The sequence below is a fragment of the Bradyrhizobium sp. genome (genome assembly GCF_019244115.1).
Classification (GTDB): Bacteria; Pseudomonadota; Alphaproteobacteria; order Rhizobiales; family Xanthobacteraceae; genus Bradyrhizobium.
In genome coordinates this window covers 1-12,304 of sequence record NZ_JAFATE010000448.1, presented here as the reverse complement: position 1 = coordinate 12,304, position 12,304 = coordinate 1, and the positions used below count along the sequence as shown (strand labels likewise).

General features: G+C 64.0%; 11 protein-coding genes. 6 read left to right on the top strand and 5 right to left on the bottom strand.

Annotation, left to right across the window (positions count from 1 at the left end; all coding sequences use genetic code 11):
- Together JOZ76_RS19750 and JOZ76_RS19745 are read left to right on the top strand one after the other, a co-directional pair.
- Window positions 1-5,033: HAMP domain-containing protein (locus tag JOZ76_RS19750; RefSeq protein WP_291701029.1), on the top strand; the 5,033-nt coding region annotated here is incomplete at its 5' end.
- A gap of 11 nt (window positions 5,034-5,044) precedes the next feature.
- Entirely contained in the window at window positions 5,045-6,535 is a 1,491-nt protein-coding gene (locus JOZ76_RS19745; protein WP_291701028.1) for an HWE histidine kinase domain-containing protein, read from the top strand.
- A gap of 133 nt (window positions 6,536-6,668) precedes the next feature.
- Here the strand turns inward: JOZ76_RS19745 and JOZ76_RS19740 are convergent, their stop codons facing one another.
- The 4 genes from JOZ76_RS19740 to JOZ76_RS19725 form a co-directional block, all read right to left on the bottom strand.
- Window positions 6,669-6,872: a hypothetical protein gene (locus tag JOZ76_RS19740; protein WP_291701027.1), complete on the bottom strand. Its 204-nt coding sequence runs from the start codon at window positions 6,870-6,872 to the stop codon at window positions 6,669-6,671.
- 129 nt (window positions 6,873-7,001) lie between these two features.
- A complete protein-coding gene (locus JOZ76_RS19735) occupies window positions 7,002-7,220 on the bottom strand; it encodes a hypothetical protein (RefSeq protein ID WP_291701026.1) in 219 nt (72 codons plus the stop codon).
- A 77-nt stretch (window positions 7,221-7,297) separates the two neighbouring features.
- Window positions 7,298-8,635: an Nramp family divalent metal transporter gene (locus JOZ76_RS19730; protein ID WP_291701025.1), complete on the bottom strand. Its 1,338-nt coding sequence runs from the start codon at window positions 8,633-8,635 to the stop codon at window positions 7,298-7,300.
- A 111-nt stretch (window positions 8,636-8,746) separates the two neighbouring features.
- Window positions 8,747-8,911 carry a DUF3309 family protein gene (locus tag JOZ76_RS19725; RefSeq protein WP_283040698.1) on the bottom strand — a complete coding sequence of 55 codons (165 nt, stop codon included), beginning with the start codon at window positions 8,909-8,911 and terminating at the stop codon, window positions 8,747-8,749.
- Window positions 8,912-9,261: 350 nt separating this feature from the next.
- On the opposite strand from JOZ76_RS19725, the gene JOZ76_RS19720 reads away from it, so the two are divergent.
- Window positions 9,262-10,311, top strand: coding sequence for an ROK family protein (locus JOZ76_RS19720; RefSeq protein ID WP_291701023.1), 1,050 nt, complete (start codon window positions 9,262-9,264; stop codon window positions 10,309-10,311).
- Here the strand turns inward: JOZ76_RS19720 and JOZ76_RS19715 are convergent.
- Window positions 10,298-10,837 carry a hypothetical protein gene (locus JOZ76_RS19715; protein WP_291701021.1) on the bottom strand — a complete coding sequence of 180 codons (540 nt, stop codon included), beginning with the start codon at window positions 10,835-10,837 and terminating at the stop codon, window positions 10,298-10,300. The two genes, JOZ76_RS19720 and JOZ76_RS19715, sit on opposite strands and share 14 nt — an antisense overlap.
- Window positions 10,838-10,869: 32 nt before the next feature.
- On the opposite strand from JOZ76_RS19715, the gene JOZ76_RS19710 reads away from it, so the two are divergent.
- The 3 genes from JOZ76_RS19710 to JOZ76_RS19700 all read left to right on the top strand — a co-directional run bounded on the left by JOZ76_RS19710 (window position 10,870) and on the right by JOZ76_RS19700 (window position 12,027).
- Complete coding sequence (locus JOZ76_RS19710) at window positions 10,870-11,160, top strand: hypothetical protein (protein WP_291701030.1); 291 nt, start codon at window positions 10,870-10,872, stop codon at window positions 11,158-11,160.
- A 136-nt stretch (window positions 11,161-11,296) separates the two neighbouring features.
- On the top strand, window positions 11,297-11,602 hold the full coding sequence (locus JOZ76_RS19705; RefSeq protein ID WP_291701019.1) for a septal ring lytic transglycosylase RlpA family protein: 306 nt from the start codon (window positions 11,297-11,299) through the stop codon (window positions 11,600-11,602).
- A 113-nt stretch (window positions 11,603-11,715) separates the two neighbouring features.
- Window positions 11,716-12,027 (top strand): hypothetical protein, encoded by a 312-nt coding sequence (locus tag JOZ76_RS19700; protein ID WP_291701017.1) that lies wholly within the window; start codon window positions 11,716-11,718, stop codon window positions 12,025-12,027.
- The last annotated feature ends 277 nt before the right edge of the window (window positions 12,028-12,304 follow it).

Here is a 12,304-nt window from a genome sequence, read left to right as displayed (position 1 = left end):
CGAAGAAGATCACCGTCGACGTGCGCGGCGAGCTGTTGCAGCTCAAGGAAACGCTCAACACCACGACCGACCAGCTGCGCTCCTTCGCCGGCGAGGTGACGCGCGTCGCGCGCGAGGTCGGCACCGAAGGGCGCCTTGGCGGCCAAGCCAACGTGCTGGGCGTCGCCGGTACCTGGAAGGACTTGACCGACTCGGTCAACTCGATGGCCTCCAACTTGACCGCGCAGGTGCGCAACATCGCCGAGGTGACGACCGCGGTCGCGGGCGGCGACCTGTCGAAGAAGATCACCGTCGACGTGCGCGGCGAGATTCTCGAGCTCAAGAACACGATCAACACCATGGTCGATCAGCTCAACGCATTCGCCGGGGAGGTGACCCGCGTCGCGCGCGAGGTCGGCACCGAGGGCAAGCTCGGCGGCCAGGCCGAGGTGCCCGGCGTCGCCGGCACCTGGAAGGACCTGACCGACAACGTCAACTTCATGGCCTCGAACCTGACCGCGCAGGTGCGCAACATCGCCGACGTCGCGACCGCGATCGCGGGCGGCGACCTGTCCAAGAAGATCACCGTCAACGTGTCGGGCGAAATCCTGCAATTGAAGGAAACGCTCAACACCATGGTCGACCAGCTCAACGCCTTCGCCGGCGAGGTGACGCGCGTCGCCCGCGAGGTCGGCACCGACGGCAAGCTCGGCGGCCAGGCCGAGGTGCCCGGCGTCGCCGGCACCTGGAAGGACTTGACCGACAGCGTCAACTCGATGGCCGGCAATTTGACTGCCCAGGTCCGCAACATCGCCGAGGTCGCGACCGCGATCGCCAATGGCGACCTGTCGCGAAAAATCACCGTGGACGTGCGCGGCGAGATTTTGCGGCTCAAGGAAACGCTGAACACAATGGTCGACCAACTCAACCGCTTTGCGGGCGAGGTCACGCGCGTCGCGCGCGAGGTCGGCACCGAAGGACGGCTCGGCGGCCAGGCCAACGTGCCCGGCGTCGCCGGCACCTGGAAGGACCTCACCGACAGCGTCAATTCCATGGCCGGCAATCTGACCGCGCAGGTCCGCAACATCGCCGAGGTCACGACCGCGGTCGCCCGCGGCGACCTGTCGCGGAAAATTACGGTCGACGTCAAAGGCGAAATCCTCGAACTGAAGAACACCATCAACACCATGGTGGACCAGCTCAACGCCTTCGCGTCCGAAGTGACGCGCGTGGCGCGCGAGGTCGGCACCGAAGGCAAGCTCGGCGGCCAGGCCCAGGTGCCTGAAGTCGCGGGCACCTGGAAGGACCTGACCGACAACGTCAACTTCATGGCCTCGAACCTGACCGCGCAGGTGCGCAACATCGCTGAGGTCGCAACCGCGATCGCAGGCGGCGATCTGTCGAAGAAGATCACCGTGGACGTGCGCGGCGAGATCCTCCTGCTCAAGGAGACGCTGAACACGATGGTGGAGCAGCTCCGCTCCTTCGCCGCCGAGGTCACGCGCGTCGCGCGTGAGGTCGGCACCGAGGGCCGGCTCGGCGGCCAGGCGGTGGTGCCCGGCGTCGGCGGCACCTGGAAGGACCTGACCGACAACGTCAACCTGCTCGCCGCCAACCTGACCACGCAGGTCCGCAACATCGCCGAGGTCACGACCGCGGTCGCCCGCGGCGACCTCTCGCGAAAGATCACCGTCGACGTGAAGGGCGAGATTTTGGAGCTGAAGAACACCATCAATACCATGGTCGACCAGCTCAATGCCTTCGCCGGCGAAGTGACGCGCGTCGCGCGCGAGGTCGGCACCGAAGGCAAGCTCGGCGGTCAGGCGCAGGTGCCCGGCGTCGCCGGCACCTGGAAGGACCTCACCGATACCGTGAACTTCATGGCCGCCAACCTGACCGAGCAGGTGCGCGGCATCGTCAAGGTCGTGACCGCCGTGGCCAATGGCGATCTAAAGCAGAACCTGACCGTCAAATCGAAGGGCGAAGTCGCCGCCCTCGGCGACACCATCAACAACATGACCGAGACGCTCGCGACCTTTGCCGAGCAGGTGACCAGCGTCGCACGCGAGGTCGGCGTGGAGGGCCGCCTCGGCGGCCAGGCCAACGTGCCCGGCGCCGCCGGCACCTGGAAGGACCTGACCGGTAACGTCAACCTGCTCGCCGCCAACCTGACCTCGCAGGTGCGCGCGATCGCCGAAGTGGCGACCGCAGTCACCAAGGGCGACCTCACCCGCTCGATCCAGGTCGACGCACGCGGCGAAGTCGCCGAGCTGAAGGACAACATCAATACGATGATCACCAACCTTCGGCTCACCACCGACGTCAACACCGAGCAGGACTGGCTGAAGACCAACCTCGCAAAATTCACCAACATGCTGCAGGGGCAGCGTGACCTGACCACCGTCGGCCGTCTGCTGCTCACGGAGCTCACGCCGCTGGTCAACGCGCATATGGGCGTGATTTACCAGGTCGAGAACGAGGACAGCCCGCAATTGCACCTGCTCGCGACCTATGCCGGCGACGGCTTCGCGCCGCACCAGCAGATCATGCAATTCGGCGACGGGCTGGTCGGCCAATGCGCGATGGACAAGCGGCGGCGGCTTGTCTCCGACATTCCACCCGATACCGTTCCGGTCAACTCGGCCCTGCTGCGCGTGGTGCCGAGGAATCTGGTCGTGCTGCCGGTGCTGTTCGAGAACCAGGTCAAGGCGGTGATCGAGCTCGCCTCCGTCTCCGCGTTCACGACCTCGCAGATGAACTTTCTGGAACAGCTCACCGACTCCATCGGCATCGTGCTCAACTCGATCGAAGCCACCATGCAGACCGAGGGCCTCCTGAAGCAGTCCCAGCAACTCGCCGGCGAGCTGCAGGCGCAGCAGAGGGAATTGCAGCAGACCAACGAGCAGCTGCAGCAGAAGGCCCAGCAGCTCGCGGAACGCAACGTCGAGGTGGAGCGCAAGAACCAGGAAATCGAGCAGGCCCGTCGCGCAGTGGAGGAGAAGGCGACCGAGCTCGCGCTGACGTCGAAATACAAGTCCGAATTCCTCGCCAACATGTCGCACGAGCTGCGCACGCCGCTGAACAGCATCCTGATTCTCGGCCAGCAGCTGACGGAAAATCCCGACGGCAATTTGTCCCCGAAACAGGTCGAATTTGCCCGGACGATTCACGGCGCCGGTACCGACCTGCTCAATCTGATCAGCGACATTCTCGACCTTTCCAAGATCGAATCGGGAACGGTGACCGTCGATGCCGAGGAAATCCTCGCCGCGAATCTTCTGGAAACGGTCGGGCGGCCGTTCCGGCATGAGGCCGAGAACCGCCAGCTCTCCTTTACCGTCGACGTCGATCCAAGTCTGCCGCGCAGCATCGTGACAGACTCCAAGCGGCTGCAGCAGGTGCTGAAGAATCTGCTCTCCAACGCTTTCAAATTCACCGCCGAAGGCGGCGTGCGGCTCAAGGTCAGGGCGGCACCCGACGGCTGGAGCGCCGATCACCCGGTGCTGAACGCCGTATCGGGGGTTATCGCCTTCGAGGTCTCCGACACCGGCATCGGCATTCCTCTGGACAAGCAGAAGCTGATCTTCGAGGCGTTCCAGCAGGCGGACGCCGGCACCAGCCGCAAATATGGCGGCACGGGCCTCGGCCTTGCGATCAGCCGCGAGCTCGCGAGCCTGCTCGGCGGCGAGATTCATCTGAAGAGCGCGCCCGGCAAGGGCTCGACCTTCACGCTCTATCTGCCATTGAAATATTCCGGCCCGGCGGCGGGGCCTCGCATCCAGACCGCGCCGCAGTACAGCCCGGCCCCGGTCTTGCCGCCGGCGCCCCAGGAGCGCGCCGTCGACCCGCCGGCCGACGACCGTCTCAACCTGGAGCCCGGAGACACCATTCTTCTGATCGTCGAGGACGATCCGCACTACGCCCGGGTCCTGGTCGATCTGGCACGCGACAAGGGCTTCAAGGTGCTGGTCGCGGCCCGCGGCACCGAGGCGCTGGACCTTGCCAAGCAATATCAGCCGGCCGCGGTCTCGCTCGATGTCTTCCTGCCGGACATGCTCGGCTGGACGGTGCTGAGCCAGCTCAAGCACAATCCGCTGACGCGGCATATCCCGGTCCAGATCATCACGCTCGACGAGGACCGCCAGCACGCCATGGCGCGCGGGGCGTTCTCCTTCGTCAACAAGCCGACCACGACCGAGGGCGTCAGCGCGGCGCTCGCGCAGATCAAGGAATATGCGAGGCCCCGCCGCAAACGCCTGCTGATCGTCGAGGACAATGCCGCCGAGCAAATGTCGATTCGCGAGCTGCTCGATCACGACGACATCGAGATCGTGGCCACCGAGACCGGCGCCGGCGCGCTTTCGGTGCTCCGCGAAAACCCCTGCGACTGTGTCGTGCTGGACCTGCGACTTCCCGACATGAGCGGGTTCGAGGTGCTCGACCGCATCCGGAGCGATGATCATCTCGCCAACGTGCCCGTCGTCGTCTTCACCGGACGGGAGCTCTCGGCGGAAGAGGATGCCGAGCTCCACACCATGGCGCGCAGCATCGTCGTGAAGGGGGTCGAATCGCCCGAGCGGCTGCTCGACGAGACCTCGCTGTTCCTGCACCGGATCATCACCGAACTGCCAGTCGAGAAGCAGCGGATGCTGGAGAAGCTCAACAGCTCCGATGAGGATCTGCTCGGCAAGACCGCGCTGCTGGTCGACGACGATGCCCGCAACATCTTCGCACTGAGCAGCGTTCTCGAACGCAGAGGCATGAAGGTGCTCACCGCGACGACCGGAAGCGAGGCCATCACGCTGGTCAACTCGAACCCGGAGATCGCAATCGTGCTGATGGATATCATGATGCCGCAAATGGACGGCTACCAGACCATCGGTGTCATCAGGGAGAACCCGTCATTTGCGCGCCTTCCGATCATCGCATTGACGGCGAAAGCGATGAAGGGAGACCGGGAGAAGTGCCTGGAGGCCGGCGCATCCGACTATCTGGCCAAGCCGGTCAATACCGAGCAGCTGCTTCTGGCCATCCGCATGTGGCTTCATCGTTGATCGGTGCCGCGATGAGCGAACATGACAAGGTCAACATCCTCCTGGTCGACGACCAGCCTGCAAAACTTCTGGCTTATGAAGTCATATTGAAGGAGTTGGGCGAGAATCTGGTTGTCGCGACCTCGGGCCGCGAGGCGCTGGAGATTCTGCTCAAGAACGACATCGCCGTCATTCTCGTCGACGTGTGCATGCCGGAGCTCGACGGCTTCGAGCTCGCGGCGATGATCCGCGAGCATCCGCGCTTCGAAAAGACCGCGATGATTTTCATCTCGGCGATCCAGGTCAGCGATCTCGACCGCCTTCGCGGTTACGAGATGGGCGCGGTCGATTACGTTCCGGTCCCGGTCGTGCCGGAAGTGCTGCGTGCGAAAATCAAGGTGTTCGCGGAGCTCTATCGCAAGACGCGGCAACTGGAACGGCTCAATCTCGAGCTCGAGGACCGGGTCCGCGCCCGCACGGCGGAGCTCGAACGCTCGACGGCGCAACTGGTCGCGAGCGAGCAGCGGCGCAGCATGGCGCTCGCGGCCGGCAAGATGGGATCCTGGGACTGGGACTGGGTCAGTGGCGACTGGATGTGGGACGAAGGCCAGTATCGCATCTTCGGCGTCGACCCGGAGCGCTTCGAGGTGACGTCGACCAATGTCCAGGCGCTGATGCATCCGGAAGACGTCGACCGGCTGCGCAAGCTGGTCGGCGAATTCGCGCGAGGCGTGCGAACCTATGAGGCGGAATTTCGGATCAACCGGCCGGACGGCGAGCAGCGCTGGTGCGCCGGCACCGCGGCGGCGACCGTCGACCGCAGCGGACGGGTGATCCGGGTCAGCGGCGTGACGATCGACATCACCGAACGCAAGCGCGCCGAGGAGCGCCAAAGCCTGCTGGCACGCGAAGTCGACCATCGCGCCAAGAACGCGCTGGCGCTGGCGCAGTCGATCGTCCGGCTGACACGCGCCGAAACCATCAATGCCTATGTTGATGCCGTCGAGGGCCGCATCAACGCGCTAGCCCGGGTTCACACCATCCTCTCACTGTCGAGCTGGCGCGGCGCCGAGATCGGCAGACTGGTCGCCGACGAAATGGCGCCGTATGCCTCGGGGACCCAGGTGCGGGCTGGCGGGCCGGAGGTGAGCTTGCAGCCGGCGACCGCGCAGACGCTCGCGCTCGTCCTGCATGAACTGCTCACCAATTCGGCGAAGTATGGTGCGCTCTCCACGCGCTCGGGACAATTGTCGATCGGCTGGCAGACCGTGGATGACATGCTCGCCATGACATGGGAGGAAACCGGCGGGCCCGTGGTGCGGGAGCCGACAACCCGCGGTTTTGGCACGCGCGGGATCCTGGCAGGCATCGAGGCGCAGCTTGGCGGTCAGGTTTCGTTCAACTGGCGGCCCGAAGGCCTCATCTGCCGCCTGGAAGTGCCGGTGACCGAGCGTGGGCCGGTTCATCACCGCAGCGAGCGGTACGACAGCGTGGAGGAGTCCCTGCAAACGGCGGTCAGGTGAGCCCAGCAGGGTGCTTCAGCGAATGGCAGCCATTGATCGGCTTGCGTGGTCGCTTGCGATGCCCGGATCGACCCTGGCCTTTCACGGGCAGGCCGCCGGCTGGACGAGGCAGAGTTCCTTGCGGTTCACGACTTCACCGCGGCGCCCTCAGGCCCGGCGATGTCAGCCATTCGTTGATGCGGCATGCAGTCTCTGCCTGACCCGCCTTCTTCAGCAGCGAGTCGCGATCGGGTCCCGGCGGTAGTCGCCGGGCGGCTTCGCGCGCCTCGCGTGCGGCGGTTTGCAAACGCTCGTCGAAGGGAGTCGTTTGCTTGTGCCGGTTTCGCTTCGCTGTCATGAAAGCCTCCTGCTTATGACAGAGAAACCTTCGCGCGATCGCCGGCCAACGGTCGTTTACTTAGGTTACGGGCCCGCTGCAAATAGCAACGGACTCGTCTGGAACACTGGCGCTGCAAGCTGCCCGCATTCAATCGGTGCCTTGCTGTGCCGGCCGATCAAAACCGCCCTGGTCGAGGCCCGGCACGCTCAGATGCACCTCGTGCCCTTGTCGCACTGCGAGGGAGGCGGCAATCGCCGCAGCTTCGAATGCGGATTCCTTGGTGGCATATTCGCCATTGATCTCACCATCATGCAGCACGCCCCATTGGTCCTGCACCGCAACAATGGCGTATTGAGCGAGTCCCATGATCGGTCTCCTTTGGCTCGGCTGCACATCAACAAACGTCGTGAGCCCCGGTTGCAAGGATGACGCGCCGGGCCAGGCTACATCGCAAAATTGACCGCCATCGCCAGGGTGCAAAGCGCCATCAGCGCGGTGGACACCCAGCCGAGCCAATAGAGCCAGCCCCGCACCACGAAACGACCCATGACCGCCCTGCTGCGCACCAGCACCATGAGCATCACCATGACCGGTGCTGCGAGCACGCCGTTGACGACGGCGCTCCAATAAAGCGCTCGAATCGGATCAAGGGCCGTGAAGTTGATGATGATGCCGAGGGTGCCGGATAAGGCCAGGACAGCATAGAACGCCACGGCCTTGCGGGGCGGGCGCGATAATCCGACCGGCCATTTCCGCCCCTCGCCGATTGCATAGGCCGTCGAGCCCGCCAGCACCGGGATCGCCAGAAGCCCGGTGCCGATGAGGCCGATGGCGAACAGCAGCTCGGCGAGATCTCCGGCGAGCGGCTTCAGCGCCGCAGCCGCCTGCGCGGAGGACTGGATCTCTGTGACGCCGCCGGCATGCAGCGTCGCCGCCGTGGTCATGATGATCGCGATGGCGATCACGTTGGAGAAGGCCATCCCGATCTGCGTATCGACACGGATGCGGCGCAACTCGCTCGCCTGGCTCGCTGTGTCGGCTTCGACCTGCTCGCGCTTTCGCTCGATACGCTTGTTCTCGGCCTCCTGCGAGGACTGCCAGATGAAGAGATAGGGCGAGATGGTGGTGCCGAAAACGGCAACCAGCGTGGTAAGGAACGGCCCATCAAAGGAAAGCCTGGGAATCAGGAGGCCCTTGGCGGCCTCGAGCCAGGGCACGTGAACGACCGCCAGCGTAATGACATAGGCGAACAGGCTAAGCGTCAGCCATTTCAACAGGAAGACGTAACGCTTGTATTCGACGAAGACCTGCGAGAGCACCGACACCGTGCCGAACAGCACCACGTAGAGAAACTGTGGTCCGCCGATCAGGAGTTTGAGGGAATCGGCCATTGCCCCAAGATCGGCCGCGATGTTGATGGTGTTGGCGATGAACAGAAGAACGATCAGGAACCAGACCGTTGGCGCCGGAAAATTCCGGCAGACATTGCCGGCAATGCCATGACCCGTCACGCGGCCGATCCGCGCCGAGATTTCCTGGATCGCGACCATCAGCGGATAGGTCAGCAGCATGGTCCAGCCGATGCCGAAACCGAACTGGGCGCCGGCCTGGCTGTACGTCCCGATGCCCGAAGGATCATCATCGGACGCGCCGGTAATCAGTCCCGGCCCTAGGGTCTTGAGAAGACCTTTCAGAACATCCCGGCTGCTCCGCCGCCGCGGCGGCCCGTTTCGCTTGGGGGAGCGATAGCCTCGCCGTGGCGGGAGTGCGGTTACGGACATGAGCGGTTCTTCCGAACGTAAGCGATCAGGCCCCTCGCCGCATCCACCCCTCAGAAGCGAAAGCCCCGCTGAACGGGGCTTTGCTGTTGCCGCCTCGACCAAGCCTCATCCTCAGATTCGGCCAAGCAGCACGAGAATGAGCAGGATGACGATGATGAGTCCGAGCCCACCACCGCCATAGTAGCCGGTCCCATAGAACGGGCCTCCGCCGATTCCGGAGAACCCGCCCAAAAGGGCGATGATCAGGATGATCAAGATGATTGTGCCAATGCTCATCGCCCGGCTCCCGTCAGTGATGCCAGAACAACGCGAGCAGAATGATGATTGGCAGCGGGACGCCGAGCAGCCAAAGCAGTGCGCCTCTTCCCAGACCCATGACTTCCTCCATCGTATTTACCTGACAGATGACGCGCGACGACAATGAAAGTTCCGCAAAGTCGATCCCCGGCGGCAAAACGCGATTGATGCGATGCGAAGGAGTAGAAGGATGCGAAGGACTAGAAGAGGGAAGCGAGCGGCATCATGATCCCGTTTCGCGCTCCGATGTGATTCCCGCGCCGTTCGGCGCAAGCGCCGGTGCAACCAATCCCCATCATGGCCGTTGTCACTATCCTGAAGGGGGCTGAATGGCCGAGGATGTCGCGAATGCACGGATAGGACGGCACGGAGCGGCGCGGCTCGCGGCGGTCGACATCGACAGCTACAATCTCGAACTGAAGGACGACGACGGTTTTCTCGGCGATCGCGCCAGCAAGGGAGCCTTCCAGGCCATCCTGGATGGGTGGCGCAAGCCGCTGAAGAAGGCAGGCGACGACCCGTTCGGCAACAAGTCGTCCGAAGACATTTCAAAGAAAGAGCTGGACAAGATTCTCGTCAGCGACGACGTCGAGGCCGCGGCCGTCGTGCATAGCGCGGTGGAGGGTTTCGCGCAGGAGTTTGCCGGGGTCGTCAGCCGCTTTCTGAAGCTGAAATCCTGGGCCAACACCGAGCGCATCATCGTCGGCGGCGGATTCCGCCAGAGCCGGCTCGGCGAACTGGCCATCGCGCGCGCGGATATCATCTTGAAGGCCGACGGCGCGAAAACGACGCTCTGCCCCATTCGTTTTCATCCCGATGAAGCCGGCCTGATCGGCTGCGTTCACCTTGCGCCTTCCTGGATTCTGGAGGCTCATGACGGCATCCTCGCGATCGACATCGGCGGTTCGAATATCCGCTGCGGCGTGGTGGAGATGCGGCTGAAAAAGGCCCCCGACTCGTCCAAGGCCTCGGTCTGGAAGTCCGATCTCTGGCGCCACGCGGATCAGGACGTCTCACGCGACAGCCTCGTGAAACGGCTCCTCAATATGCTGGAGAAGCTGATCGCCGAGGCTGAATCCAGTTCGATCAAACTGGCTCCCTTTGTCGGTGTCGCCTGTCCCGGGGTCATCAATGAGGACGGCACGATCGAGAAAGGCGCACAAAATCTGCCGGGCAACTGGGAAAGCAGCCGGTTCAATCTACCCCAGGTGATCGTGGAGTCGATTCCCGAAATCGGCAGGCACGATACATCCGTTCTGATGCACAATGACGCCGTCGTGCAGGGCCTGTCGGAAGCGCCGTTCATGACGGATTGCCGACGCTGGGGGATCTTGACGGTCGGCACGGGGCTCGGTAACGCCCGCTTCACCAATCGTTAGAGCCACCCCAATTCCATGATGCGACGTTCTGGCGGGTGCGCTCGCCGAACCAGGTGTTGCGCGCGGATGTGCGGGTGTCGGCAGATTGCTTCTGCGGACCGGGAGCTGGCTCTCCCCAACCGAACGACCACCCTGGCGCCGTCGGATTGGCCGCGACGACGACGCGAGGTGCAGACCGCGGCGTGCGCCGCGCCGTCCTCATTTTCGACTTGGGCTTCGCAATCTCTGGTTCCGGCAGCTTCGCTTGTGCGAGTGCATCGAGCGCCGGCTTCTGTGGCGCAGCGGCCGCGGGCGGCGCTGCCGTTGCGACAGCCCGCGGCGCCGACGCTGCAATGAACGGATGCATCGCCGTGTCGAACTCGATCTTCTGTGGCCATTTGTGCTCGGACCGGATCCGCAGCGTCGACTTGTCGACTTCGGTCTCCTGGCTCGGCAGCGGCGGCGGACTCGGCAAAGACCAATTCGCCACCGTAAGCATCGCAAGGAGGACGCCGGTGACGACGACAAAATATCGAACCAGAGGCACCGACCCCGCCCTTTCGCTCACAGCAGCATTGCATGCAGACAAGCGCGATGCCGCACCAGGGTTCCAAAGATTTCGGCGCCGCCGCGCGCGACGTGGTCGGCGCGCGCCACCCGCGCCGGAACAAGGTCACGACCTGGCCGTTGCCAAAGAACAGAAAAAGGGATGATGCAATGGCGTTCAAGCGCGGCGAACAGGTCGTTGAAAACGCGCAAGAGGCCCGGCAGGCGGAACGGGGACCGTCCGTCCGCAATCTCCTGGTGGCGAGCACGGCGCTCGCGATCATAGCGCTCGCCATCGTCTGGTTCGTGTTTTTCCGGACCTGAACCGAGCAATCCTGCCGCCACAGAGGCGGGCCTCTCCGCGAAAACCGGCGCGCCGATGAGTGCATCGGCGTTCGCAGGAACCTTTGTTGATGCCGGAACTTGTCTCGCCGCTCTGCAACGAGCGGGAGGGTTCAGCATGCGTCGTCCCGGCCTCTTCTCGACTCTCCTGCTGTTTGTCTTTGTGGGACCAGATCCCGTTCGTGCCGAGAGCGGGCTCGCCTCCTATTATGGCGGTGCAGGAAAGCGCGGCGAGATGACCTGCGCCCACAGGACACGACCTTTCGGAACGTTTGTGACCGTGTCCTCCCGCAGCTACTCCATACGTTGCCGGATCAACGACCGCGGCCCCTTTGTCCGCGGCCGCGTCATCGATGTCTCGCTTGGTGCGGCACGCGCACTCCATATGCTGAAGTCAGGCGTGATCCGCGTTTCCGTGGAATAGCGATCAATCGGGCGAGGCCAGGCGCCTCACATATCACCTCGCTGTGAATTCGCCCGCCCGGAACATTCCGGTCTCACGCTCGATTGATCGGCGGTATCAACCAGGAGGAAGCCATGAAGAGCTTGACCCTCATTGCAGCCGCAGCACTCGTCTCCACCGCGATGGCCGCTCCGGCGATGGCGCGGAACTATTGCGACCATCATCGCTGCTACCACCGCGGCCCGGTCGGCGCCGCCGCCGATACTGCCGCCGGCATCGCGGGCGCCGCGATCGGGACTGCGGGCGCGATCGCCACCGCACCGTTCCACAATTCCTACAATGCCTATGGCCCTTATGGCGCCGATCCCTATTCCGACCCCAATTTCGCCTGTCGTCCGGGGACGTGGATCAAGGGCGCGGATGGCCGACGCCATCCTTGCCAGTAGGCGCCGACGGCGCCGAGCCTCCTCTGGAACGGAAAGCGTGCGGGCGGATTGTCAACGCGAGTAGATGACGCCCCGAGCTAGCCGCTCAAAGCCTCGCCAGCCATCCACAGCTGGCGAGGTTCGATCCGGAGACGGTGATGCCATACGCGCTATATGAAGCAGATGAACGATTGACGCGCAGCTTCCCCACACCTCAAGCCGCCTGGGAAGCAGCCGAGCGCGCCGGACTTGTCGAAATCGGGCCTGGCGGCGAAAAGATCCTGGATAACAACCTCGA